Source organism: Streptomyces antnestii (assembly GCF_004005495.1).
Classification (GTDB): domain Bacteria; phylum Actinomycetota; class Actinomycetes; order Streptomycetales; family Streptomycetaceae; genus Streptomyces; species Streptomyces antnestii.
Genome location: NZ_RZYA01000028.1, coordinates 33,671 through 59,715 on the forward strand (window position 1 = coordinate 33,671; position 26,045 = coordinate 59,715).

Annotated in this window: 18 protein-coding genes and 3 pseudogenes; 12 read left to right on the plus strand and 9 right to left on the minus strand. The window is 67.6% G+C overall.

Features of this window, described 5'->3' with window-relative positions; genetic code table 11:
- The 4 genes from EOT10_RS36885 (at position 1) to EOT10_RS36905 (ending at position 7,194) form a co-directional block, all read left to right on the plus strand.
- Positions 1–2,979 (plus strand): DUF499 family protein, encoded by a 2,979-nt coding sequence (locus tag EOT10_RS36885; protein WP_127832767.1) that lies wholly within the window; start codon positions 1–3, stop codon positions 2,977–2,979.
- Between the two features lie 728 nt (positions 2,980–3,707).
- On the plus strand, positions 3,708–5,390 hold the full coding sequence (locus tag EOT10_RS36895; protein ID WP_127832769.1) for a hypothetical protein: 1,683 nt from the start codon (positions 3,708–3,710) through the stop codon (positions 5,388–5,390).
- Between the two features lie 127 nt (positions 5,391–5,517).
- Positions 5,518–5,751, plus strand: coding sequence for a hypothetical protein (locus EOT10_RS36900; protein ID WP_127832770.1), 234 nt, complete (start codon positions 5,518–5,520; stop codon positions 5,749–5,751).
- A 354-nt stretch (positions 5,752–6,105) separates the two neighbouring features.
- Positions 6,106–7,194 (plus strand): hypothetical protein, encoded by a 1,089-nt coding sequence (locus tag EOT10_RS36905; protein ID WP_223281418.1) that lies wholly within the window; start codon positions 6,106–6,108, stop codon positions 7,192–7,194.
- A 64-nt stretch (positions 7,195–7,258) separates the two neighbouring features.
- Here EOT10_RS36905 and EOT10_RS36910 read toward each other — a convergent pair whose 3' ends face one another.
- The gene (locus EOT10_RS36910) at positions 7,259–8,368 is read right to left on the minus strand and encodes a hypothetical protein (protein WP_127832771.1); all 1,110 of its coding nucleotides are present in this window, start codon (positions 8,366–8,368) and stop codon (positions 7,259–7,261) included.
- Positions 8,369–8,889: 521 nt separating this feature from the next.
- Here EOT10_RS36910 and EOT10_RS36915 point away from each other — a divergent pair.
- From EOT10_RS36915 to EOT10_RS43290, 4 genes and pseudogenes are all read left to right on the plus strand, one after another.
- Entirely contained in the window at positions 8,890–9,894 is a 1,005-nt protein-coding gene (locus EOT10_RS36915) for a nucleotidyltransferase domain-containing protein (protein ID WP_127832772.1), read from the plus strand.
- A complete protein-coding gene (locus EOT10_RS36920) occupies positions 9,891–11,357 on the plus strand; it encodes a ThiF family adenylyltransferase (protein WP_127832773.1) in 1,467 nt (488 codons plus the stop codon). The genes EOT10_RS36915 and EOT10_RS36920 overlap by 4 nt, the downstream gene beginning before the upstream one ends.
- Entirely contained in the window at positions 11,354–11,884 is a 531-nt protein-coding gene (locus tag EOT10_RS36925; RefSeq protein WP_223281419.1) for a M67 family metallopeptidase, read from the plus strand. The genes EOT10_RS36920 and EOT10_RS36925 overlap by 4 nt, the downstream gene beginning before the upstream one ends.
- Positions 11,885–12,156: 272 nt before the next feature.
- A pseudogene (locus EOT10_RS43290) lies at positions 12,157–12,337 on the plus strand (transposase); the annotation flags it as partial.
- 515 nt (positions 12,338–12,852) lie between these two features.
- On the opposite strand, the gene EOT10_RS36935 reads toward EOT10_RS43290, so the two are convergent.
- The 4 genes from EOT10_RS36935 to EOT10_RS36950 form a co-directional block, all read right to left on the minus strand.
- Entirely contained in the window at positions 12,853–13,461 is a 609-nt protein-coding gene (locus EOT10_RS36935; protein ID WP_127832774.1) for a hypothetical protein, read from the minus strand.
- A gap of 130 nt (positions 13,462–13,591) precedes the next feature.
- The gene (locus tag EOT10_RS36940; RefSeq protein WP_127832775.1) at positions 13,592–16,117 is read right to left on the minus strand and encodes a DEAD/DEAH box helicase; all 2,526 of its coding nucleotides are present in this window, start codon (positions 16,115–16,117) and stop codon (positions 13,592–13,594) included.
- Positions 16,118–16,291: 174 nt separating this feature from the next.
- Positions 16,292–17,044 carry a DUF8608 domain-containing protein gene (locus tag EOT10_RS36945; RefSeq protein ID WP_127832776.1) on the minus strand — a complete coding sequence of 251 codons (753 nt, stop codon included), beginning with the start codon at positions 17,042–17,044 and terminating at the stop codon, positions 16,292–16,294.
- Between the two features lie 158 nt (positions 17,045–17,202).
- Positions 17,203–17,445, minus strand: coding sequence for a hypothetical protein (locus EOT10_RS36950; RefSeq protein WP_127832777.1), 243 nt, complete (start codon positions 17,443–17,445; stop codon positions 17,203–17,205).
- 415 nt (positions 17,446–17,860) lie between these two features.
- On the opposite strand from EOT10_RS36950, the gene EOT10_RS36955 reads away from it, so the two are divergent.
- Together EOT10_RS36955 and EOT10_RS36960 are read left to right on the plus strand one after the other, a co-directional pair.
- Positions 17,861–18,235 carry a hypothetical protein gene (locus EOT10_RS36955; RefSeq protein WP_127832778.1) on the plus strand — a complete coding sequence of 125 codons (375 nt, stop codon included), beginning with the start codon at positions 17,861–17,863 and terminating at the stop codon, positions 18,233–18,235.
- A 720-nt stretch (positions 18,236–18,955) separates the two neighbouring features.
- A complete protein-coding gene (locus EOT10_RS36960) occupies positions 18,956–19,993 on the plus strand; it encodes a hypothetical protein (RefSeq protein ID WP_127832779.1) in 1,038 nt (345 codons plus the stop codon).
- 69 nt (positions 19,994–20,062) lie between these two features.
- Here EOT10_RS36960 and EOT10_RS36965 read toward each other — a convergent pair whose 3' ends face one another.
- Positions 20,063–21,949, minus strand: coding sequence for a DNA/RNA helicase domain-containing protein (locus tag EOT10_RS36965; RefSeq protein ID WP_127832780.1), 1,887 nt, complete (start codon positions 21,947–21,949; stop codon positions 20,063–20,065).
- Positions 21,950–22,283: 334 nt separating this feature from the next.
- On the opposite strand from EOT10_RS36965, the gene EOT10_RS36970 reads away from it, so the two are divergent.
- Together EOT10_RS36970 and EOT10_RS36975 are read left to right on the plus strand one after the other, a co-directional pair.
- Positions 22,284–23,249, plus strand: a complete 966-nt coding sequence (locus EOT10_RS36970) for a protein NO VEIN domain-containing protein (protein WP_223281420.1) — start codon at positions 22,284–22,286, stop codon at positions 23,247–23,249.
- 535 nt (positions 23,250–23,784) lie between these two features.
- Positions 23,785–24,522 (plus strand): SAM-dependent methyltransferase, encoded by a 738-nt coding sequence (locus EOT10_RS36975; RefSeq protein WP_127832781.1) that lies wholly within the window; start codon positions 23,785–23,787, stop codon positions 24,520–24,522.
- 80 nt (positions 24,523–24,602) lie between these two features.
- Here EOT10_RS36975 and EOT10_RS36980 read toward each other — a convergent pair.
- The 3 genes and pseudogenes from EOT10_RS36980 to EOT10_RS36990 all read right to left on the minus strand — a co-directional run.
- A pseudogene (locus tag EOT10_RS36980) lies at positions 24,603–24,926 on the minus strand (transposase); the annotation flags it as partial.
- A gap of 92 nt (positions 24,927–25,018) precedes the next feature.
- The gene (locus tag EOT10_RS36985; protein WP_127832782.1) at positions 25,019–25,513 is read right to left on the minus strand and encodes a hypothetical protein; all 495 of its coding nucleotides are present in this window, start codon (positions 25,511–25,513) and stop codon (positions 25,019–25,021) included.
- A gap of 80 nt (positions 25,514–25,593) precedes the next feature.
- Positions 25,594–26,040: pseudogene (locus EOT10_RS36990) on the minus strand (ATP-binding protein); the annotation flags it as partial.
- Positions 26,041–26,045 lie beyond the last annotated feature (5 nt).

Consider the following 26,045-nt stretch of genomic DNA (forward strand, 5'->3'; position numbering starts at 1 on the left):
ATGTCGACCCGCACCGCTTCACACTGGGCCGACGTCCTCACGCTCCGGCCCGAGGTCACCGCATCCGACGGCTCAGTAGGCGAGCTGCAAATGAGCCTGCACAAAGCCGTCTACCAGACCATTGACGTGCCCTACCGCAAGGTCGACTACTACGGCGACATCACCCAGCCCACCCCCAATCTGGTCGGCTTCTTCAGCCGCGTCGCTCGTCGGCTAGGCACCGACGCCGAGACCACGGCGCTGTTCCACCTGGACCAAGGCATGGGTGGAGGCAAGAGCCACGCTCTCGTCGGGCTCTACCACATGGCCAACTCACCGCAGGAGTTCTTCGCCACGGAGCTGGGCCGCAAGGTCCGCAGCGAAGCAGAGCAGGGCGGCCGCGACGTAGACCTCACCGGTGCCCAGGCCGTCGTCCTCACGGCCGACTACTTCAGCCCGGGCAGGCCCAGCGAGACATTCGGCCCGGCTACGAACCTGTTCGAGCGGTTCCTCTGGTCGCTGACCGGCGGCGACATGGACCGCTACAAGCGCTACGTCGCGGGCGGGCCAAACAAGGGGACCCTGCAACAGGCGCTCAGCGACGCGGGACGGCCGGTACTCATCCTGCTCGACGAGCTCATGGACTACGTACTGCAGCTCGCCGACGCGACCAACGTCGACCGCATGCCCAACGAGAAGGCGTTCCTCAACGCCCTCATGGACGCCTGCGACGACGTTCCCCGCGTCGTATGTGTCGTGGTCATGATACGCAGCGAGCTCGACGAGCGCGGATACCCGCCGCTTGCCGATGACTTCCGCAGCTACGTCTCCGACCGGCTCGTGCGTAACGGACCGGACGGCAGAGTCGCGGTGACTGAGTCCCACGACTTCACCTCGATCATCCAACGCCGCCTGTTCGAGCCGGCCGAGGTGGGCGCTGCTGCGTCCCGTGTGGCCAAGCAGTACGGCACGGCGAGCGATACCGGCTGGCGAGACAAGGTGCTCGACAAGCTCGGCCCGAACCGCGGAGTGACCGGATTCGCCGAGCGAGTCGAGGCAAGTTACCCCTTCCACCCCGAGCTCATGCGACTGGTGCGAGAGGAGTGGTCACAGGTCCAGAACTTCCAGCGCGTCCGCTCCACGGTTGCGATCTTCGCCCGGACCGCGCTGCACTGGGTCACCGAGCACGAGGACGGGCGGTGGGCGCCGGCCCTCATCGGCGTCGGCGACATCCCCCTCACCATCGCCCTCGAGCAGTTGCTGTCCTCCGGCCTCTTCATGGGCAACGACCGGGCTATCCAGGGCTATCGCTCCGTGGCCACCACCGACATCACCAGCACCGACGGCTCCGCAGGACGCGCCGTCGCCATCGATCAGCGACTGCACACTGCCGGCGTCACCGCCCTGCAGGACCACGCAGGCGTGCGCATGGCCACCGCCCTGTTCTGCTACTCGATGGTCGCCCGCCCGCGCGGTGGCCGGGGAGCGACCAAGGCCGAGATGCTGGCGGCCATCCTCGAGCCGACTCCGGCCACCGGTACCCCCTACACCGACGCTGAGGAGGTATTCAACGCCCTCACCGGCGAGGACGGCCTCGGCGCACTTGAGATCACCCAACCGGCCAACGCACCCGGGCGCTACTACCTGTCCATCAGGCAGACACTCCGGATGTACTTCACCGCATCCCTCGCGCTGGTGGACCCGCCCTCGTGCGAAAAGCTGGTCTGGGAGCAGACGCAGAGTCTTGCTCGGCGTGGAATCTTTGACGAGATCCGCTTCATCGACGCGCCGACCGCTACTGGGGACATCGACCTTGCGCGCACCTTTGACGGGGTGGACTCGGCCGTTACCCGCCTCGTCGTGCTCGACCCGCGCCGCTGGACCCTACTCAACGGCAAGGACACCCTCAGCCGCGCCGAGATCACCGCTCTCCTCGGGCTCGGACCCGACCCGCTGCGCGTAGACAATGCAGCCAGCTGCATCGTGGCCTGTGTAAACACACAGCGGCGGGACGTGGCACGCAAGCGCGCCAGAGAAGTCCTCGCCTGGCGCAGTGTCCTCAAGCAGATCAACCCCGAGGACACCGACGAGTTCCACGAGGCCACCACCAAGGTGGCCGAGGCTGAAAACAAGCTCAAGAAGGACATTGAGAAGGCCTTCCAGCACTACGCCTACCTCGTCCGCGCCTCGGACGGGCTGCACGTCGAGTTCAAGCGCTTCGACGACGACAGCAAGTCATCCCTGCGCGGGGACCAGGTGTGGGCGGCGCTCGTCGAGGCCGGTCGCGCAACGAACACAGCAGGCCTCTCGCCGGACTACCTCGCAGCCCTACTAGAAACCTTCGAGCGCACCCTCACCCCCCGCGAAGTCGTCCAATCCTTCTACAAGAACCCCTTGTTCCCCCTGGTCACCGCGACCGACGAGATACGCCACGCAATCTACGCTCTGCTCCGAAACGGCTGGGAACTGGCGGACTCCGACGGTGACAAGCTCGCCATCGCCTCTCCGGAACAAATCTCGATCGGCTCCATCAGCCAGAACCTTCGCCGCGCGGTCAAGACAGCTGAGGCCGTGTCCGCCGCCACTGGCGCGTCCAAAAGCACCACGACGATCCCGATCCCAAAGCAGTCAAGCGAGCCAGCCGACGGCAGAGAACCTAGTGAGCTGTTCGGCATCGACGACCAGGAATACCGGGCCGCCAACACAGGAAGGGCCCGCGAGGCCAGTACCGAAGACGCTGCCCCGATCAGCTTGGAGCCCGCCTCGTTCAAGCGGTACATCATCGAACTCACCAATCGCAGCATCACAGCACCGGAAACGCGTGAGCAGGTCTGGCAACTCCTCAAGGAACTGAGCAAGGTCCTAGATGCCCCCAGCGCCAACCACCAACTCATGAGCCTTAGCGTCACGCTCATCACCGCGGAGGGCGCACAAGGGGCCATTGAGCAGAAGGCACAACAGGCAGGAGCACGCGTCAGGGTCGAGGACGACGACTTCTAACCACACGTCCCGTCGGTCAGCGACTGGCGCCCTCAGGCCACAGCACCCGGAACGGCACGCCGGTTCGCTTCGCGTACGCAACCCGTCCCCCTTGCGCACCGCGGCTTCGCCGGGGGAGGGCAGGCGCTGCAGGGCCGCGGCGGCAGTCCCGCCCGCGGCGAAGCCGCAAGCAGAGGCGGCCAGCTGTTGCGCCAGCTGCGCACCTCGCTCTCACTCGGCACCCCGAACCCGGCCGCCATGTACCGGGCCGCGCAGGCCTGGAGGAACGAGGGGTCACTGACACGGGCTGCGATCTCACCCACCCGGCCGGCCTCCGATGTGCCCGGTGCGGGGCGTGGGGGTGGGGACGGTGAGGCTGTCGGGCTCGGATGCTGTCGCCGTCTGGTCGGACACGTTCATTCCCCCGGGTTCCAGGCCCCCACAGCCACCCGTACCGCCGGCCGGCAGGCCCGGCCAATCCCTGGGCGAGGAGCGGCTGCTGAAGGTGCTGCGCTTCGACCTGGCGCGGGACGTGCGGCACCTGCACGAACATCTGCAGATTCTGATGTTCGGAAGCGGTCGACCCCTGCCTTTCCTATCCCAGTTGCCCGTATGCGGAATCTGAGTCACGTCAGTCCCGTCGCCGCGTCCGTACGGAGTGGGGATCGGCGGGATGAGGGCGAACTGAATTGCGTGCAGGCCGTGTTGGCTGCTTGTGGCAAGCCGTACTCATGGTCAGACTGGCGGGCGTGCCCGGCAACAACACAGAGACCAACATCCGCCTTGCTCCCTGTGCCGTCGACGCCTTGAAGACGCTCACGTCCCGCAGGGAGACATCGCGTGATGCGACTATCCGCCAACTGTTGGCCGAGCACGTCCAGCGGCAGGAGCAACAGCGCTATCCGGAAGACAGGCTCACCCACATCTCCACCGTGCTGCGCTACCCGCCACCGCCCCTGTGGCGCGGCGCCCCACGGGAGGACGTGCCCGTGCGAGTGCGGGCCCCTGCTGCGCTGCTGGAGCGGGCCCGGGCCATGTCGCTGCGTCTGCCGGGCCAGTATCAGCGGGCCCACCGCGACTACCAGGCCCGCCTGCTCACCGACGCGGTGACCACCGCCATTGCGGTGGCCCAGCCCTTCACGGACGACTTCCTTAACGGCCTGATGCCCGTGCTGCGCCACGGCGCTGCCCTGGGTCTGTGGCGCCTGGCGGTCGCCGCGTCGAGCACAAGACCCGAACTGGAGGTGCTGACCAGGGCCGAGCAGATCCTCAAGGCCACCCGCCGGCGCAACTTCGAGGAGACGCACATCCTGCGGGTGGCCGCTCTGCTCGAATCGGACGTCGCCTGGCACTCGCAAGAGCGCTTCCGGACGGCGGAAGCCCTCGCCCGCGGGTACCTGACTGGCCGACGGGCCAAGAAGTGGGAAGACGTACTGGCCAGCCAGGACGCACGGTGGGGTCGTGAGTATCAAGGCTGGCTGCGTCGAGAGCTGACAGCGCCCACCCGACGCCGCTACGCGATGCCTGGCTATGACTGGACAGGCCGGGGAGGCTCCGCGGTCTGGCGCGCCGAACACCAGTTACAGATGGACTACTTCGAGCAGTGGCTGGTCGAACGAACCGACCCCGGATCGGGCCGGATCGACGCGGTGGCCGCGCGCGACCCCAACTGGCTGCTACGCATCCCCACCGATTGGCGGGCGCACTTCACCCCCGCTGGCGCGGCCGGTGAGCCCTACCAAGCATGGGCCGCCGAAGGACGACTCCTGGCCTTTCCGTGCCGCGCCCGGAGGGGGCTGGTCTTCTGGCCGCTCCTCTCGTGCGCGGACGTGCCCGTCGGCCGTCCCGTACCAGGCTTCGAAGCGGCGGCGACTGCGGCCGCCTCCCTGCGCCCTGAGCAGATCACCGGCTTCATCGAGGCCCTCCTGATCGACTGGAACCACAGGACCGCACACGACCCCGATGAGTTCGACGACCCTGACGTCGGGCTGCGCCTGCCGGTTGCGAAGGCCCGCCGTTTCGGCCTTCTCACCTCCCAGGAAGAGCACCGCCTCATGTCCTGTGCCAGAGAGTCGACGCTCAGGAGCATGGACGCCTACATCGAATGGGCCGTGTTCGGGGGAGCGGACAGCGGCTGGGTGGAGAGGATGAAGCAGGCCCGCTGTGACGGTGACGCGACGGCCTTCATGCGTGTGACCCGCGCCCACACGAAGAAGGGCAAAGGCAAGCCCTTCAGCATCACGCGCGCCACCTGGCGATGGCCCGGCCGGTCCGTAGCCGCCGAACTGGCCTCGGGCCGTCGTTTGCCCGACGTCGTGCAGTGGCTGGCCACCGAGTCCCACCGGCAGCGCGGCCTTGCCCTGGAACAGGCGATGGAGCGGACGTGGCGGAACACGGTCGACCGCTTCGGGTTCCGCCTCTGGGAGGTGTGACACCCACCGATACCACAGCCACCCCCTCTTCTCGCGAAAGCAGCCCCCTTCCGTGCCATGCTCGCGACCTCAGCCGGCCCCGCACTCTCGTGCACCGCCCCGGCATCCCCATCGGAAGGACGTCACGATGCACTCCGCACGACCGCTACTCGCGGTGCTGCTTCCCGGCCTCACCGGCCTGGTGCTCGCACTGGCCGACGCCCCCTGGGGCCTGGCCGCCGTCGCCTTCGGCTGCCTCGTGCTCGCCTTCGTCGTGATCGTCATCCAGTCGGTCTTCCCCCAGGAGTCCGCGCACCGCCTCGCATGGTGGCGCGATCGTCGCCGACGTCCTCCCCGCGGACGCGGCCAGGGCGCCTCCTGACCACACCGGCGGCGATACTGGCGGGAAGAGGGGTACGGTCAACTCCCGTGCGCATCAGGGGCATCAAGGTGCCGTACGGCCACCTGCAGTGGGGCGCGCTGATCGCGATGATGATCGCCGCGGCGGCCCCTCCGCATCTGGGGACACCCTCCGGCGGTCGTCACCGTCATCATGGTTGCGGCCGGCGTCGGCGCCTGGGTTGCGGCGCGGAACGGGCTCCATCGTGATCAACGTTGCCTGCCCATAGGAGCGTTGGGGCGTGATGGCCCTGGGATGGTGAAGAGCGTGTGCGGTGGTCTACTGGGGAGTCGTGCTCCGCTGTGCCGCGGTCGATCCCGAAGGAGATCAAGTCCGGTGCCTGACCTGCCTGCTCCGAGCTCGACGGGTGTCCGTATCGCGGGTGACCGTTACCAGTGGTTGATCGCCTGGCAGGGCTGCGTCACAGCGGTAAGGGATGCGGCACTGAACGGGGCGAACCCGGTCGTGGCGGTCGGCGTTGAGGTCGACGGCGTGGGCAACGTCGACGATGTCGTCTTGTACCGCAAACAGCCTCCGCACACCTATACACAGGTCAAGTACGCGGCGGACAGCAGCACGCCGGTCAACGAGGAGTATCTGCTCAAGCTCAGCGACCAGGGCGGGCCGTCGATCCTGCGGAAACTGGCGCAGGCGTGGGAGCAGCTGACCCAGGACGAAACCCCGGTCGACCTCGCGCTGCTCAGCAACCGTTCACCGGACGCGGGCGATCCCTTGATCTCCCTTCGCGATTCCCGCACCCAGCTCCTCGTCCCGAAGGCGGGCCGGCAGGGCCCGCGCTCCAAGACGGGCCAGGCGCGGGCCCGTTGGGCCGAAGGATCCGGGCTGAGCCAGGAGCGGCTGCTGGAGCTGCTGAAGGTGCTGTGCTTCGACCTGGCGCGGGACGTGCGGCACCTGCACGAACACCTGCAAATGATGATGTTTGCCGCGGGGCTGCGGTTCGACGAGGAGGCCATGCACGCCGGAGCGGACTGGGTCGCCCGCCAGGTCGCCGACGGGCAGCGCCGGTTGTCCCTGGCGGACATCCGCGAGGCGATCGGGGCGATGCGGCTCGCCGCGGGCTCGTCACGAGCGGTGCTGTCCGTGGCCACCTTGAAGCCCGACCCGATGGCGAAGGACGCGGACTACGCGGTGGACTGGGTGGACCGCTTCGAGAGCGACTCGGAGTACACCAAGCGCCGCCCGCTTGCCCCGGCGACCTGGGAGCAACTGCAGGCAGACCTGGAAGCGGCACCGTCCCGGATGGAGCCGGGCGCCACCGCAGTGGCTCTCACCGGCAGTCTCCGCCTGGCCCCTACGTTTTTGGTCGGCGCCGCCTTTCGGATGGTGACCGGCGCGGACATTGCTGTGGCCCAGGGGCCCCAGTTGTGGTCGTCCGGTGCGGAGGCCTTCGTCGTCAACGCGTGAGCAGCACCGGAAGTCGCCGTGGAATCCTGCGGGAGCGGGTGGCCCGGGATCTCCCGGGACGCCGTCAGGATCCTGCCGTTGCAGGGGGCGGCGCGCCCTGGGCCAGGCGCAGGTCATGGTGGACCGGCGTGAGGCGGTCGCGGGCCGCCAGCCAGCCCAGTGCGAGGGCGACCGGCAGCGGGCCGTGGAAGAACAGCAGCCCCTCCACCGCGGTCGTGCCGCCGAGGTGCTGCGCCCACTGCCGCCGTGCGGTCTGCCAGTGCTCCCAGATGTAAGTGGTCACCGCGGCGTTGAGGCCCGGGTCGTCGGGCAGGTAGGCGTCGCCGGTGTCGATGACGAGGTAGGCGCCGCACGGGCCCTGTCCACCGGAGGGGCCCGGATCGGGAACGCGGTAGCCGGTGTGGTACTCCGGCCCGTAGGAGACCTGTCCGGTCGCCGCCACGTGGCGGGCGTCGTCGACCATGGAGGCGGCCGATGCCAGCCGCACGATCACTGCTATCCGGTGACGCTGCTGCCCGGGCGCTTCGGGGATCTCCACGAGCGTGGGGTCCTCCGCGCGGTCGGCCGGTAGAAGCTGGCGGACCCGGGCGCGCTGCTGCGCGCCGAGCGGGTCGCGCAGCGAGCTGCCGAGCACAACTCCGGGAACCACCGCTCGCCCGGTCTGCTGCGACAGATGCATCACGATCAGCGACGTCTGGACGTCGTCGGCCAGGCGCCGCCCGAGGAGAAACGCGTCCTGCAGGTGAGCGAGGACGTAGAGCGCGACCTCCGGCTCCGCGGCCCCGGCGGCCCGCAGTTCCTCGATCTGCGCGTCGACGAGCCGGGCGACGAAGTCGACGATCTCCGGGCGGCCCTGTACCGAGATCTCTCCGGGCCACAGGAGCGCGCGGTCGACGACCAGCGTCGCGCCGTGCGCACGGCGCGACGCGTTCTTCAGCGTCAGTACGCGGGACGCCTGCGTACGGTCTGCTGGATACAGGCTGACCACCACGCCGAGCCCGCGCGGACGCTGCAGCACCCACCCCGTCAGGACCAGGAGCAGGGCCGTGGCGAAGACCACGTCGAACACCCACGGCCGACGCGTCCATTGCTCCAGGATGTTCGGCACGACACCGAGCGCGACGGCCGTGCAGGCCGCCATCAGCAGTGTGCCGCCGCCCTCCCGAGAAAACACCAACCGTCTCAACTGCCCCAGCCACCGCATGCGCCCCGCCCCTTCGCCCAGGCCCCCGATCGCGACGATCCTGCGCCAGAAACCGGGGGCACGCCACCCCCGGCACCGCGGCAGGCCGCGCGCCCGACGCCTCGGCCCGTGTACGCCCGCCGAACCGGTGCGTCACCTGCGCGAATGCGCTGCCCTGCTGCTCGCGGATCGCGCCATGATGACCAACTGCCCCGGCGGTGCAGGGGAATTGTCAGTGGTGCGCCCTACTGTTGTGGTTGAGCAGCCGGAAATGCCTGTTTGTGACCGCCGGTCTCCCGCCGAGGAGCCCGCGGCCGCGGTGTGCACCCGGGCTGGACGATGCGCCTGAGGAGGCACAACGCATGGTGAACGGCGAGCTGTCCGACGCGTTCCTGTTCTTGACGGCCTCCAGTGAGGTTGTCGATCCTCTCCCGGACTGCCTGGCTCTGTCGGTGGTGTGAGTCAGGCCCAGCGCTGCCAATGCAGTCATATCTCTTGGATCGGAGGGCCCGATGGCTCACCTGAAGCAGCAGTTCAAGGAGGCGCTGAGCTCCATAGAGCCCGGCGACGACAAGACCAACGCGCCCGAGGCTCATCGCCTCGTCCGCGATGCCCTCGAGGCCGACTCGAAGCTCGTCGAGTACGGTGTCAGCCCGGTGTTGATCGGCTCCTACAAGCGCAACGTGTCCATCCGCAGGATCAAGGACGTCGACGTGTTCGTGCGCCTCACCGAGGTCCCCAGGGACGTCACGTCGAAGGATATCCTCGACAGATTCTTCAAGGTCCTGCATGCGGAGTTCGGCACCGATGCCGATGGGCACCGGCGTACCAAGCGCCAGGACCGGAGCCTGCAGGTCTCCTTCCCGGAGTACGACCTCTACGTCGACGCGGTGCCCGCCCGTCCCTACAGTGACGGGACGTGGGAGATCCCGCAGAAGGGCGACGGGAACGAGTGGGTGCGCACCAACCCTGACGGGCTGACGGCACTGTCGAGCACGATGAATGCGGACCACGACGAGTACTACGTGCCGACCGTCAAGCTGCTGCGTCAGACCCGTCGTGCCCTGCTCGGCAAGAAGAAGCCCGGCGGCTTCTTCATCGAGATGGCCGCACATCAGGCGTTTGCCTCGGGCGCAGTCTCGGGCGACGACCAGGCGGAGTACTACGTCTCCGCCCTCCGGGAAGTCAGCGCGATCGTAAGCGACTTCGTGGCCTACAACATCGCGGTGACCGATCCGACGCTGCCCGGACACACCATCCGCATCCGTGCGACCGACGATGAGCTGGACACCGCGCGTACGCGGTTCGCCGATGCCGCGGTGTCGGCAGAGGCTGCGCTCGACGAGGAGGACGCGGGCAAGGCCGCGCTGGCATTCCGGAAACTGCTGGGAAAGAACGGCGATGGAGACACGGTCTTCCCGATGCCGCCCGGCTTCAACGAGGACGGCAGCAAGAAGGCATCCGTGATCTCGCCCGGCACCCGCGTCGTGCCAGCCGGCAAGAGGACCTTCGGGTGACCTCTGACGACTTCCACGAGTATGTCGCCTACTTCCGGCAGCACTTCGAGGAAGGCCTGATCCGCGCCGGGTTCAGCGAGGGGGAAGCAGGATGGGAAGGGTCGATCCCGCACACGGCGGGCACGACCCGCGTCGTGATCGACCTGCCGACCCGCTTCCCGTTTCGGCCGCCGACGGTGACGCCGGTCGATCACGACGCGGTGCCCTGGTCCTGGCACCGCGACCCGGACGGCGCTCTGTGCCTGGTCGCCGAGGACGATCACGACGGGTTGTGGTGGACGGAGGCACCGGCGTTCCTCGAGCACGTCACCGCATGGTTCGAGCGCGCGGACACCGGCTGGACGGACGATCGGCCTGACCTCGACCTCGACCGGTACTTCCAGCCGTCCACGGACCGGCGCCTCTACCTCTACGACGACCTCGCCCAGTACCTCAACCGCCCTGTCCGCTTCAGCCCGTCCAGCAACAAAACGATGCGGATCAAGCACGGCACCCGCCCCAGCAAAGCGCTCAAGCACAGCAAGGACCGCTTCGGATACGTAGCCGACCTCGGCGAGGTGGACGTGCCGCCGAGAACCTGGGCGGACATCTCCACCCGGATCGACTCGAAAGCGGACCTGGGCCGCAGAATTCGACAGCAGACGGTCGCGATCGTCGTGCTGACCTACCGACGCGGCCCCCACGGGGGCGCGATCGTGCTGGACGTAGCGCCCAAGAAGGATGGCGGCACGGTTGTCACACGCCTGCGCTCAGCGGCGGACACCGAAGCCGCCCGGTCCGCTCGCGCAGGCGTCCTCGCTCCCGAGCTGCGTGGATCCAAGGTCGCGCTCGTCGGCGCCGGCGCTTTGGGCTCGTTCATCGCCGACATGCTTGTGCGCTCAGGTGTCCGCCACCTCACTCTCATCGACGACGATGTCGTCGTGCCAGGAAACCTCGTACGCCACCTCGTGGGACCCGACGCGGTCGGACTACCGAAAGTCGAAGCGGTCAAGCAGCACCTCGTCAGGAACAACGAGGCGCTGGCCGACGGCATCGGCACCATCAATCGCGCACTTACGACGGGCTCCGACGCCGTTGACCATCTGCGGAACCACGACCTCGTCGTGAACGCCACCGCCGACTTCGCCACCACCGCGCTCCTACACGTAAGCGCCCAGTCACTGGGCACACAGGTCCTTTCTGCAGTGCTTCAAAACGACGGCAGGACCTATCGCATCGACGTACTGCCACCGCTCAACGACGCCGCACCACTGCCGCCCTCGACGACCAGAGCCGACACCACGGCACCACCACTGTTCGAAGCAGGCTGCGGAAGTCCGATATCCCCAACGCCGCCCCACGCGGTGGTCGAGGCGGCGGCGGCAACCGTCCGCCACGCCGTCGGCCTCCTCGTGAACCGCTCCCTCCATCCCGCTGGGGAGACGCGCCACCTCCACTCCTCAGCAGAACGGAATCAGCAGTGACCCGGTCGGCAACAAGGATCGAGCTGCGCCAGGAGGCATATGAGGTCATCGCCTCCGAGACCGCCCAGCATCTGCCGCGGGAAACGGGTGGCATCCTCCTCGGCTACAGGGAAGACACCGACGTTGTTGTCACACATGCCCTCGTTGTCGACGGACCCGGAGCGTCCGCCCACAGGTACGTGCGCGACGACGTCAGAGCGAACCGTCTCCTCGCAGAGTTCCTGGCCCCGCGAGCAGATGATGATCCAACCGGCTACGTCGGCGAGTGGCACAGCCATCCCGCACCGTCCGGACCGAGCCCAACAGACGTCGCCGCTATGCAGGCAACTGCCCGGGAGCATGACGGCCCGATCGCACTCGTCGTGCACGCTCCCGGCGCGCAGCAGCCATTCTTCGGGCTGATCACACGACTCCAGCGATTGGGGCGGGTCACAAGCAAGGCGGCAACAGTCCTTCCGCCACGATCGAGACTCGAGGCGCTGGGACCACTACCCGATGGCGCGGTTCGCCGTGACGGCTCGGTGTGACGCCCTGCCTCAGGCTTGATGAGGGGCAAGCACAGCAGTCAGGTATGCGTCCCAACGCCTCTTCTCCTCAAGGAAAGCAACGTCACCGCCCGCCGTGCCGACCAACAGCGGGCCACGGTTGCCGGTCCGGGCACAAGCGTGATCAGCGGCTGAGAAGACAGACCCCTGACAAGCCGCCCCAGCCAGACCGAGGGAAGCCTCGGCAGAACAGCCCGCGCAAAGAGCCCAGATCGGCAGCTGCGCCCCGGCGCGTACCTGCGAAACCTGGTAAGGGTCTGCTGCAGCAGCTTACGAAACGGTTTCCGGAGTCGGCTCTGGAGGGCGAGGTCACCGATCACCTCGGCTATGACCGGCATGAGCCAACGGGAAAGAACGGGCGGCAACTTCCGCAACGGAACCCGCTCCAAGACCGTGCTGACCGAGGTCGGCCCCGCGCCCGCGGGGATGGTCCGCCTGCCCCCACGATCACCCCGTCACCGGGCAAGTCGCCCCCGCGTCCGCGGGGGTGGTCCGTTCTCCCGGTTGTTCATGGCCACGCGCAGGCAGTCGTCCCCGCGCCTGCGGAGATGGTCCCTCGTACGCGCTGTCGTCGACTTCGACGTTCGGGTGCCCGTGCCTGCGAGGATGGTCCTGTGTCTGTACGGGCGTTGGCACCGCGCGAGTCGTTGGCCCGGTGTCCGCGGGGATGGTCCGTACGGCTACAAGATCTACCAGCAACAGGGGGTGGTCGCCCCTGCGCCTGCGGGGATGGTCCTTCGGGTCGCTTCCTTCCCGGCGTCCCGCTTCGGTCGCCCCCGCGCCCGTTGCCCCTCAATCTCGACCTCACTGCGTCCATCGAGCCGGACTCGGATCGCTGGCATGACACGTTAAAACCTCCTCTCCCCGGTGTGGGGAGAGGAGGAAACGGAGTGGAAATTTTCTTTATAGGTATATAGGTGTGATATCTATCAACGGAAGGTGTTACGCCTTCAAGCCGCGGTAGTCAGCCGAGAGGTCTTCTTCGGGCTTACGGAGTGACAACTGCACAGGCACTGCTCGGTGTCGTTCACATGCACCTTCAGCAGCATCCGCTTGGTCGTGTCGTCTTTCACCTCCTCGGCGAGTGCGGCGCAAAGATCCGAGAAGTGATCCCCGTAGCAACCTTCGAACAGTTTTTCGTCTGGGTCGGATTCGAGCAGCTTCTTCTTGATCACATTGAAAGTGCAGACGTACTCCAGGACTACGGTCATGATTCCCCTGTCCAGGTGCTCGACTGCTTCATCGCGTTTGTTCTTGTTTGTGGCCAACAGGGATGTACGTTCCTTCTGGATGTCGCTGAAGAGCCATAGCATCGAGAAGTAGGCGCGCATCACATCGTCTCGTACCTTTCCCTTCTTGAAGGACCGGTTCCGCCAGTGGTAAGTGCCAAGCAGATGCCGGTCGTCAACGGCAGCCTTGGTAGACAGACTGCTAAGGATCATGTGCGCGCGCTCGAGTCTCCGTTCACGGCGCTGGCTGCGTGCCAGCCGCACAGAGATGAAGAGCGCGACACCTGCCACGATTGCTGCGGGTGGCAGTGCGGTGAGCAAGGTTTCCAAGATCGGTTCCCTCCGGTCACCACTCCGTTTCACGATGGAACGTGGCAGGCGACCTTCCGGTTCCACAGGGACAGGGATTTCACCCTCTGGGCTTGAAAAACAGACTTATGCACACCGAGTTGACAGGGCGTTACGCCCATCGCATCCCGATTGCGGACAGCTGGTCTCGCCGCTCCGGCGAGAGCGTCGCGGCCCTGCTACGTTGGTTTGCGATCCATGCCCCGAGACGGAGTTCCCGCTCCTCCTGGTCCTCGCCGTTCCCATCGCCGACGACGATCCGTTCGACGTGCTTGCGCGGCACTCGAAGGTGCCCTTCGCGTTCGTAGAACCGGCGGGCGGCCTCGCAGTGCATGGCCCACTTGTCGGCCTGCGTGCGGCGCGGCGGCGGCTTCTCGTCCTCGGACGCCGGGGTGATCCCGATGACCTGTTCGCACATCCACTGCTGCACGGTGGTGAGCCGGTCCCATCCGAGCCGCTGTGCCCGAACCCACCGCCAGAGGTCCTCGCCTTGGTGCATGACGGTGTCCGGCTGGGTCGGCAGCTCGCCGCCGGTCTCCAGGTGCTGGCGGGTGAGGTGGAAGGCGCGCTGCCATTCCACGGGCCAGGTGGGGCACCACGATGGGTCGATCTCTTCCAGTTGTTCGCGTCGCTCTTGCGACAGGGCGCCGGCCGACGACTCCACTGGCAGTCCCTGGGCCCGTCGTTGCTCGCTCTGCGCTGCCTTGCGGGCGGCGGCTCGCTGGTTCTTCAGCCAGATCCCGACCCTGTAGCCCTGGTGGGTGGCGTCGAGCGGGGCCAGGAGATGCCCGTGCTCGGCAGCCCATCCACGGGCGGCCGTGAGGCCTTCTTCCCAAGCGACGTCGAAGTGTGACCAGATCATGCCGAGGTTCTCCAGCTGCATGGCGCGGTCTTGGTCCAGGTTGCCGCGGGCGTAGAACCGGCGGGCGTCGGCGGTCCATTGGCCCAGTGGGAAGTTCGCGAGTGAGGCCGGCCATCCTTCCGCCGCCGCGTCCTGCCTGGCCGGGACGCGGTACGTGAACGGCACGCGCAGGTCGCCGTGTTCGCGGGCGTAGATGACAGCTGCTTCGATGCCGCGCCGCCAGTGCTCGTGCTCGGGATTGAGGACGCGCAGGTTGATGAACGCGGCAAGCGCGGCCGGGTCGCGGGGCGTGGAGAACTTCAGCAGGGCCCTGGCGGGGCCGCTGACGCCTTTGGGGCCGTCACCGCTCCCGGTCGTGCTCTTTCCGCTCTCGTCCATGGCTGCGGGCTTGTAGCGGCTGGGGGCCTGCTGCTCCGCGAGGGCTTCCACGATGCGGGCATCGTGTGCTCGGAGTGCTTCCAAAAGCTTGGCCAGCCCGCAGAACGCCCGGCTGGTCAGCATGTTGTCCGCCGTCTCGCCGGGCCCGAGCAGGACCGGTACGACGAGCGACGCCACCTTGCCTTCGCCAGGTTGCAGGCGCAGTGCCCGGCCGACGGCCTGGACGAGGTCGGGCATGGAGCCACGCACGTCCGCGAAGTACACGGAGTCACACCGGGATGTATCCACGCCTTCGCCGAGGACCTTCACGGACCCGAGGTAGCTCTTCTCCACGACGGTGCCGTCGGTGGCGATACCGTCGGCGAATTCGTCCAGCACACGGTGGCGGTGCACGGGCTTGTGCTCGCCGCACAGCCAGTTGGCCCAGATCGTGCGCGGATACAGCTGCGGGTCGGCGGCCTGGAGCCGCGCGGCGACGTCCGGGAGGCCGGCTGCGAATGCCTCGGCCTCCTTCACGACATGGTGGAAGACGAGTGTGCGCCGGAAGGCCTCCTCCGCCGACGCCTTCACCAGCGCCGTCTGGAGCGCGGCGAGCCGGGCCCCGCGCACCTGCTCGGACCGGGCCTCGGCGCCGAGCAGCTGCGCGGCCTGGAGTTGTGTGTCGGTGACGTCCACGCATACGACCTGGTAGGGGGAACAGATGCCCCGGTCGATCGCTGCCGAGAGCGTCAGTGTGTAGCAGCGGCTGCCGAACGGACCGTTTGGATCGTCGTCCATCGAGGCCACCAGCTCACCCGGCGCGCCCTGCTCCTGGTCCTGGCCTCCGCCCTCGTCTGCGAGTTGCCATAGCCGGGGTGTGGCTGTCATGTAGAGGCGGCGCAGGGAGGGGATTTTCTGGTTGTCGTGGACGACTGCCCACGGCTTCCCGATCCGCCCGGAGGTGCGGTGGGCTTCGTCGACGACGATGAGGTCCCAGCCGGGGAGGCCGGCGGCGTGCGCGCGCTCCAGTATGCCCAGGCCCAGGGAGGCGTACGTGGCGAACACGGTGACCTTGTCGAAGGGCCGGGTCCACTCCACCAGCTGGTCCACGTCCGTGGTGTTAGGGAAGGACACCTCCTCACCTCGCAGAGATGACACCCCGATCATCGGGCTCGTGCGGCCTCCCTCGCGCCACGCGGCCTCGGTCTGGGCCAGCAGGTCCAGCGAGGGAACGAGCACCAGCACACGACCCGCACGGAGCTCCTGCGCGCTGCGCACCGCGACCAGAGTCTTCCCGGATCCGGTCGCCATGACGACCTGGGTCCGCAGCCCTCGCTCGGGCACGAGCGATTGCGCGGGCAGCTCGAGGGCGCGGAGGACCGCGTCGACGGCTTCTCGCTGGTGGGGTCGTAGGTCCACGCGGGCTCTTCCTGTCGGTCTCGGGGTGTCTGGTTCAGGTGGCGTTGTAGGCGAGTTCGGCGAGCTGCAGGGCGTCGGCCAGGCTTGTCTTGTCGGTGAGGTCGACGCTGACGCGATACTCCCGATGGCCCGTGGTGAGGATGCGGGCGCTGGTGATGCCCAGCTCGTCAGAGATCAGAGAGCTGCGGGGGGCCGGGTTCCGCGTTGTTGGTTGATGCGGGTGGCGCGTTCCTTCAGCAGAGCGGGCCGTGTGTCGTACAGCATCCGCAGGGCGTGCTCCAGGAGCTCGACCCCGTCGAGGACATCAGCGACGGACAGGGAGTCCTCGTGGCTGGCGTCGTTGCCTATCCACTTCACCGCTTCGAGCAGGTCGGCTTCCTCCGGGTGGCCGGCGGCGCGGAACTCCACGATTCGGCTGTGGGCCGTGAGCCGCTGTGTTCTGCCTTTGGCCGTCGTCGTGGTCCGGGGGACGTTTTGGTCGTCCAGGAGTGCTTCGGCTGCTGCTCGTACCCGGTTGCCCGCCGAACTCGGCTCCGCCCACAGGACGGTGGAGGCTGCCAGCAGTCGTTCCTCGATCGGAGCAGGGATCTCAAGGCGGGGTGCGGCAGTGAGGAGCCTGAGGGCGGGGAGGAAGAAGCGTGGGGTGAAGAGCGGCTCGTAGCTGCCACCGTCCCAGCGGTTCTCGTCATCTAGCTGTTCGACCAGTCTCCAGTCACCTGTGATCGCGACGTACTCATGGCACTGCGTGCGGCCGCAGACCAGCGCTCCATGGAACTGGCCATGGATCCAGTCGGGTTCCCAGTGGTCGTGCTTGCGCCAGTCCCTGCTTTTCCAGCTCTCCGCCTGGGCGAAGGGCGTGCTGGTCGTCGGGGAGGCCGAGTTCTCCGCGAGCGCAGGAGGGACAGGGGATCGTGGGCCAGGCGCCATCGGTCCAGCCTCGCGCGATGGCTTTCAAGGCTTCTGTGTCCACAGCTGCTCCTGATGCGGTCTGGTGGTTCAACAAGTTGCGGGTGCACGACAGGACTGTGGGGTGTCGGAGGGTGCCGTCGTCAGGTCCGGCCGGTCTGGAGCGGTGGGCTGGTGGTTCAGACGATGTGGACGCGTTCGGTGTTGCCGTTCTCGTCGCGCAGGAGGACCTCTTTTCCGTCGGCCATCTGCTGGGCGAGGAAGGCGTAGATCTGTACGGCCCGGTTGATGGTGTCGGTCTTGGACAGTCCGGTGATCCTCATGAGTGTGGTGACCGCCTGGGCGGCCATGGGGATGAGCGTGACGGTGAAGCGTTCGTTCTCCGTACGTACGGCGTGAAGCTTGTCCGCTTCTCGGGCCATGTCTCTCAGCCTCCTTCGGTTCGGGCAAGAGTGCCTGCATGGCTCCCTTGCCCTCCATCATGACATCTCTGCACCTGAAAGCCACCATATTGGTGCTCAGGTATCTCCGGAAGGGTGCACTCCGGCCCGGCGGGCGAGGATGGTTCACCAATCTGGTGAGAGTCTGGTGTCCATCAGGTCTGCTGCCGTGTAGTCTGGGGGTGCGGCAACCGCCGTGAGTGCAGTCGATCAGAAGGGTTCAACATGCCAAGTCCCCTATGCCAGCGGTTCAACGGGAGCTCTTGGAAAGCCCGTTACTCGGTCCTCTACGACACGTAGGGGCGAGCAGCTGGCTGGGAGTGACTGATCGAGCTGAGTCGCGCGCCGACCACGGTGCGGGGTTCGATCGGCACAACGCATGGAGGACCCAGCCCTGATGATCGACAGCACCGCACAGACCCCCCTTCCCGACAATGGTGGCGAGCAGCCGTCGCCGCAGGCCGAAGCGCAGATCTGGACGACTCCCGTCGGCCAGAAAGAAGTGCCCAGCAGCGAAGCCCAGGTGACCATCGAGGTCACCAAGGCGAAGTTGAAGGCCGGGATGCGTGTCCCGGGCCGCAACACCGGACAGATGATCAACGCGTCGACCCGCGTTCTGGGAATCCTCGGCTCGGTGGTCGGCCCCGTCGTCTTGATGAAGGTGTCTGTGGACCTGCCGATGCCCTGGCAGGGCATCTGGACCCTGGCGCTGGGGATCGGGATCCTGCCCGTGATCCACGTCCTTCTCGGCAACCGCCACGACAAGCAGTAGCCCGTAGTGGCGTAACCCTGCTTCTGAATCAGCGCCGGACTTCGGTCCGGCGCTTTTTCGCATCTGGTGGTCGTCCGTTGAGCGTCGAGGGTGCTACGAGGCGGGTGGGTGCCCTCGTGCGGTGCCGTTCATTCCTCAGCGCCGTCGTCCGTGCTGGAGCGCACCAGTCCTTCACCTTCCCTCTACACCCGGCTACGCCTTGTTCCGACCCTGCTGCGAGCCCCTGCTGTGATCGTGTTCTTGCTGTGGAGCGTGCCATCGGGTTCGGCTGACTTGCAGGAGTGCGCCGCCGTCAGGAGCCAGTTCCGTCGTCCTGACCGTTTGGTTGGCGTGGGTAGGCGATGCTCGTGGGCAGTGGGTGTCTGACCTGATGGGGGAGTGCTGGTGCCGCGATATCTCGACCCTGCCGAGGCCAAGGCAGCGATGATCGGGAAGGGAGTGTGGCCTGTCTCTGTCTGGCCTGGTGTGGGCGAGAGGTGGCTGAGCGTCTGCATGGAGTGCGGGACGTTCGTCACGCCGATCTACCGGAACGTCATGCGGCCCGGGTCCGGTGGCTGCAATCCGTGTGGCCGGCGGAAGTCGGCGGCGACCAGGCGGACGTTGCACGACGAGGCCGTGAAGGTGATGCGAGCCGCGGGCGTCGAGCCCCTGGAGCTCTTCCCCGGAGTTGACGCGCCCTGGCGCTGCCGCTGCCTGAACGTTTTGTGCCCAGGACTATGGATGGGCGATCCCGCCGACATCCAGCCGCGCCTGAGCGATGCACGCAACAGCCGCATCTCCGCCTGCAAGTACTGCGCGCGTCGCGCTATCCGACCGGAACGCGCAGCCCAGCAGATGACCGAGCGCGGGGTGAAACCGCTGGAGCGTTATACGGACGCTTGGCAACCGTGGCGTTGCGAGTGCCTGGCTTGCGGAGCCGACGACATCACACCGGCCTACGCGAATGTGGTACTTGGCGGCCAAGGCGGGTGCAAGCACTGCGGCGGCCGGGTCAAGGTGCCCGAACGGCAGGCCATAGCGGAGATGTTTGCGGCTGGAGCGCAGCCTTTGGAGAGCTACCCCGGCGTGAATGAGCGCTGGCGCTCGCGCTGTCTGGCCACGGACTGCCCAGGGCCAACGGACCGGATCATTTACCCACGGCTGGGATGGATACGACGCGGAGCGCAGGCGTGCAAGTGGTGCGCCGGCGTGGTCATCGACGCCCTGACCGCGCACGACATCATGGTCAGCCAGGCGGGCTTGCTCCCGCAGGCCGCCTACCCGGGGGTGCGCGTGCCATGGAAGTGCCGGTGCCAGAACTGCCAGAGCACCGTCTACCCCACCCTCGGCAGCGTCACCAGCCGCGGCACCGGCTGCTCGGAGTGCGCGGAGTACGGCTTCCAGCGCGGCAAGGCCGCCTTGCTCTATCTCATGACGCACGAGCGACTGCAGGCCGCCAAAGTCGGTATCTGCAATCTCAACACCGGCCGGATCGAGAAACACGAACGCCGAGGCTGGGCACGGCATGACGTGCTCCCCTGCAGGACGGGACGCGACGCTGAACTGCTGGAGAAGCAAGTCCTGGCCGAATGGCGCTCGCAGGGCTGGCGACCGGTTCTCGACAGTGGGCAGCGCTACGACGGCTGGACCGAGACGGTGACCCTGCTCCCTGCCACGGCTGACGGGTTGTGGCAGGGCATCCTCGACCTCGAGGCGCTGACCGGGACAACACCGCCTGCCGCACGCGCCCAGTCACCCGCCGGCTCTGACAAGCGGTAGCGGGTGACGGGGCGGCCCTGTTCTCGAAGAAGCGCCGGACTTTTGGCCGGTGCTTTTCACGACCGCTGGTCAGTTGCTGGGCGTGGGTGCCGGATTGATGAGCTGGTCGAGGAAGTGCTGGGTGGCGGGGTCGGTGGTGTGGATGCGGGTGGTGTGGGTGCCGCGGGTGAGCAGGACGCGGTAGATGTTGAGGGCGTAGCGGAGGTATTGCTCTGGGGGCAGGTCGCGCAGGTCCTTGTCGTGGCTGTGGTCGGGGTGGGCTTCCCAGTGGTCGTTGTTCCAGGTGAGGTCGGGGCCGATGATGACGCCGGAGTGGTGGTATTCGAGGCCTTGGGCGGTGTAGATGCAGCCGATCTGCTGGTGGCCGCCGGTGTGGGTGGCCCAGAGCTGGCTGCGTGGAGCGAGGGGGTTGCCGTCGCTGTCGGTGAGGGTTTCGCGGGCGTTCCACGCCGTTTCCCAGACACGGGTTTTGCCGGTGGGGGAGGGGACGTCGATTCGGATGTCGAGGGGGAGCGTGGGAGTGCGGGGGCGGTTGCGGGGCCAGGGCCAGCAGAACCCGGCGGTGGTACGGGCGGTATGACCGGCAGCGGTGGCCTGGTCTATCCACTCCTGCATCTGGAAGGGGTCATCGTCCAGGCTGAGGTCGTAGCCGGCACGCCCCGTCCAGGGAACCGGCTCGCCGTATAGGAGGGCATCGACCCAGGCGGTGTAGGCCGCCGAGCCGGCGCAGCGGAACGATCCGGTGAGTTCCAGGTGGTGGTGCGCCCGTCCAAGACGCCGGGCGGCCGCGTGGATCTCGTCGACGCTGGTGCCTTCGTCGGGGCGGATGACCTGGCGCTCGTCGAGGAAGATGACAGCCAGCGGAACGTGTTTCACCACTGCGACCAGTTCCGACGGCAGTCCATCGGCGCCACCGCGTTTGATGCGCTGCGCCTCGTCGATGACGAGCGCGCCGGTCTGCTGCGCGGTGCTGCGCAGGGCGCCGATCGAGGGGAACAGTTCGCGGGCGGCGCTGTGGCCGCGCACGGCGTCCAGGAGGTGGGTGCGCAGGGTCCCGGACGGTGTGACGAAGCGGGGACGCGTCGCGGGGTGGTCACGCATGAGGCGGCCGAGCAGCCGCACGGCGAGCGCGGTCTTGCCGCTACCAGGGCCGCCGCTCACTGTGATGACCGCACCGTCCCCCTTACGCACCATGACTTCGCCGCGGGCCGGCAGGTGGCGGACCGCCGCGGCGCGGATCCGCACGAACGCGTCCTGCTGGTCACCCACCAGGGCGAAGGAGCTGGTGCCCTCCAGGTCCGAGCCGACATGGTCGAGCAGGCGGCTGGAGGGCTCCCAACGGATGCCCTCGAAAGCGGCCACCTCCGCGGCGTCCGGCGCGGCCAGGCCGTCGCTGCGCAAGAGGCCGACCAGGTCCTTTGCCGGGGCGGACAGGTCAGCACCGCTCAGGACCGGGATATCGGCGGCCACGGGAGCATCAGGACGCAGAACAGCCGCCTCCTCAGCACTCGCATTGTGCAGCACCACCACCGCCCGCACATCCAGCTCCGGCGCCCCCGCGGGCCGCCAGTGCGTGAAGAAGCTCCGGTAGGCGGCGACCTGGAACACCGGGTGGGCCGTCACTACCCCGTCGCTGCGCATGACCCGCTCCGCGTCCAGGACACGGCAGGTCTGCCACTGTTTGAGCTCGATCACCACCAGGCCCAGCACCCCGTCCGGCCCGGCCCCGATCAGCAGAGCGTCCAGCCGCCGGCTGCCACCCGGCGTCCCGTACTCCAAGTACACCTGAAGGTCCGACAGCCCCGCCCGCCCCAAAGCCTCCAGGAGATGCGGCCAACTGTTGCGCCAGCTGCGCACCTCGGCCTCACCCGGCACCCCGAACCCGGCCGCCGTATACCGGGCCGCGCACGCCTTAAGGAACGAAGGATCACCGACACGGGCTGCGATCTCACCCACCCGGCCAGCCGCCGCACACGCCACCCCCGCGGCCGCTGCGCCTGGCACGGGGCGTGGGGAGGGGGCGGTGAGGTTGTCGGGCTCGGATGCTGTCGCAGTCTGGTCGGACACGTGCTTTCCCCCGGGTTCTACGACACCCCACAGCCACCCCGCACCCCCAGCCGGACTGGACTGGTCCCTGGCCGTGACGTGCTCCGGACGGCGGAGCTGCCGGGATTGTCAGTGGCCGTCTCTAGGCTGTGAGTTGTCGTCATCTGCTGGAACCTGACCCGCACAGACTACTAAACAAAATCCCTATCGACAGCTCGATAAGCGCATGCTTATGATGCCCTGCATGAAGAGTTCGACGTTCGTCATGGTCCATGTCGGTCAGAGCACTGAGGCCCAGCGCAACCTCGTCCACGGCATCGAGACACTGTCCTGGGGCTTCCCCGAGGAGAAGCCCGAATACAGGGACGCCCACCCGCAGTTCGCGCTCCTGGCCACCGGAGCCTCGCCGCGAGTCCAGCTCGAGAACTGGCTCCAGGACACCGCAACGCTCTACCTCTTCCAGGTCCGCGGCGGCTTCTACGAGGGCCGGTCCTGGCACTGGCCCGACGAAGAGGCCGAGCGGCGCCTGAAGTACCCCCAGCGCTTCGGCATCGAGCCCCTCGCCCGGCTCGAGAACATCCCCCTGGGCCCCAAGGGACCGCTCACCGAAGCCGGCAGCGACGCCATCCGCCGCTCAGGTACCGACCGGGGCATGGGCAAGCTCGTCCAGATGCCCGCCCAGCGCCTGCTGGAGCTGGCCGGGATCCCCTTCGACCCCGACGAGCCCGAAGACGTGCCCCTGGACAAGTCACCGGGCTTCACGGCGGAACAGGTGGAGGGCAAGAAGAAGCCCCAGCGGCGCCGCCGCGGCGCCGGCTACATCTCCGACCCCAAGAAGCGCAAAGCCATCGAACTGCACGCAGAGAACCACGCGGTTGCCCACTACGAGAAGGACGGCTGGACGGTCGAGAGGCTGGGCAAGCCCTACGACCTGCGCTGCACCCGCGGCACGGAGGAACTCCATGTCGAGGTCAAAGGCACCACGGGGGCCGCGACGAGCGTGGAGCTGACGATCAATGAGGTCTTGCATGCCAGGGACAAGGACAACACCGTCGACCTCTACGTCGTCAGCGACATCAAGGTCGACACCCGCACCGACCCCTATACCGCCAGCGGCAACAAGGTCACGCTCTTCACGGACTGGGAGCCGGCCGAGGAGGACCTCAGGCCCCGCAAGTACGAATACCGGCTCCCCTACACCACCAGCTGACCCCCCCGCAGGACCTGGTCCCGGCAAGAGAAGCCAACGGGCTTGACGACCGGTCACCTGCACGCGTCGCCAGGCTGCCCCAGACGCCTGATCGGACGGGGTGCCCAGCGGCAACAGGTGCCTGCGGCGGATGCAACGGGAGATGGGCGATGCCGCGCAGCGCGGCTGGAACGGGCCATGACGGGCGGTGATTCGCTGCCCGTCATGGCCCGTTGCGCAATCAGCACGGGCGGAGAGCCGCCTTGCGACGCAGCTCCTAACTCATAGTCGGAGCGGCGCCCGTTGATCTCCCTTTCCCAACCCGAGAAGACCGCCGACGTCCTGCGGCTGGCACCGGCGACCAACTCGCCAGCCTCGCCGTCTTGCTGATCCGCGAATCCTCCACAGACCAAGATCCCCGCTAACGGCAGACACGCCCCCACTGGCCGCCGCGGAGTAATTGTCAAGACCTGTGGATCGACGGTTGCCCCGGAGGACTTCAGCCCGCGACCGAAAACGAGGTGCGAGCGGCCTCTGGCGCTGACAAGCTGCGCCGGTGAATCGTGAACAGATCTCCAGGATCGCCCATGCTGATCACCCGATAAAGTCTCCGCTCGACGACGACTCGGTGCGCCGGCTTCTGGAACGCGGCGTCCCGCGTGGCGACGAGCGTGTGCTCGACCTTGGTTGCGGCGGTGGGGAATGGCTCCTGCGCGCTCTGGCCACGCGCCCGCAGCTGCACGCCGAGGGCGTCGACATCTCCGAGGACGCCTTGGCGCAGGCCAGCCAGGCAGCGAGCCACCTCGGAGTCCAGGAGCGCCTCGTCCTCCACCATCAGGAGGCCGCGGATTTCGTCTCCTCGCAGTCGTTCGACCTGGTGCTCAGTGTCGGGGCCGCGCATGCCTTCGGCGGTCTGCTCCCCACCCTCGCAGCGGCGCGCAAGCACCTGGCTCCCGGCGGCCGCGTCCTGATCGGTGAGGGGTTCTGGGACCGCGAGCCTTCCCAGGAGGCCGTCGAGATGCTCGGAGACTTCACCGACCTGGCGACCACCGTGGACCGTGTCGTCGCTGACGGTTGGACTCCTGTCGACGGGCACGTCAGCACGCGCCGCGAACTGGACGACTATGAATGGGCCTGCTGGGGGTCACTGGCCTCATGGGCCCTGGACCACCCTGCCGATCCGGACAGCTCGCAAGTGCTCGCGACAGCCAACACCCGGCGCTCCGAATGGCTGCGCGTCTACCGGGACACTTGGGGCTTCGTCTCCCTGGTTCTGCGTCAGACGTCCGGCTGACGGACCTCGGGGCAGCCCAGCCCTGCCCTGGCAGATCGCAACACTCCTCGGCCGGTGTCTCGTGGGTTCGTCTCTCGTCCTCAGGCAGCGAGGGACTCGGGGCGTTCGACGAGGTGGCCGCGTTCGAAGCGGGCTCCGGCACGGACGAGGGCAACGAGGTGGGGTGCGTTCACGGCTCGCCAGCGGGCCTGGGCGGACTCGATCAGCTTGAAGACCATGGCCAGTCCGGCCGCGCGGCTGCCCGCGCCTTTGGTGACCTTGGTCCGCAGGCGGACGGTGGCGAAGGCCGATTCGATCGGGTTCGTGGTCCGCAGGTGGATCCAGTGCTCGGCGGGGAAGTCGAAGAACGCCAGGAGCTCGGCCTCGTCGCCCGTGATCCGCTTGACGACCTTGGGGTATTTGGCCTGGTGTCGGCGTACTCGAGAATGTGCTCATTGAAGTACGGATGAACGTGCTCAGCGAGATGACGGGCTGTTCGCTCAGCTCGGTGAGCGGATCACATGCTGCCGAAGAACCGCGTCCACCACGTGGGCCGCGCTGCGAAGTGTTCCAGCGCGCTGGGGCCCTCGTAGTCGCTCTCCAGTAGTTCTTCGGGGACGCTCACGTAGCCGAGTTCGGTCAGGGCCTGCTCCACTGCCGCGAGGTCGGCGGGATCCAGCGCGCCCTCCTCACGGGCTTCGTCCGTGCCGAGGAAGGCCCCCGGATTGTCGGCGCATACCTCGGCGAGGGAGCCGAACTTGCTCACGCAGACCACGATCCGTGTTCCGCAGATCGTCGCGTCCACGGGCACGCGGATGCGCCCGTACTCACTGGAGTCCTGGGTGTCCCGCTCGGACTCGCACGGGGCTCCGAAGTCCACTTCGAGCCGGCGGACCAGCCTGCTGAACGCGAGGCCGGTCTCGGCGCGGTCGTAGTGCTGCGGTTGTTCCAGCCGCTCGGGGTCGTCGAGTTCGCGCAGGAGAGCCAGCAGTTCCGTCTCGCTCATTGCCATCCGCCCATCCTGCCGCCCGGCGGACGGCAGCAGAGGGGCAGGGGTGTGCAAGCAAGGGCCAGATCCGGAGGTAGTGGGGTCTAGGCTGCGGTCTCGCGCTCGATCGCTGCGAGCCGGTTCTTGAGTCGATAGCTGGGACCGTTGATGGAGACGACGTCGCAGTGGTGCAGGAGCCGGTCCAGGATGGCCGTGGCCAGGACCTCGTCACCGAACACCTGTCCCCATTCGCTGAAGGTTTTGTTCGAGGTCAGGATGATCGAGCCCTTCTCGTAGCGCTTCGAGATCACCTGGAAGACCAGGTTCGCTTCAGCGCGTTCGAGGGGCTGGTAGCCGACCTCATCGACAACGAGAACTCCGGGCCGGAGGTAAGTACGGAGCTTGCTGTTGAGGCGTCCGGCCGCCTCGGCGGCCTTGAGCTGGCGGACCATGTCGTCGAGGGTCGTGAAGTAGACGGAGAAGCCGGCCCGGCAGGCGGCGACCGAGAGCGCGACAGCGATGTGGGTCTTGCCGACCCCGGGCGTTATCAACGGGG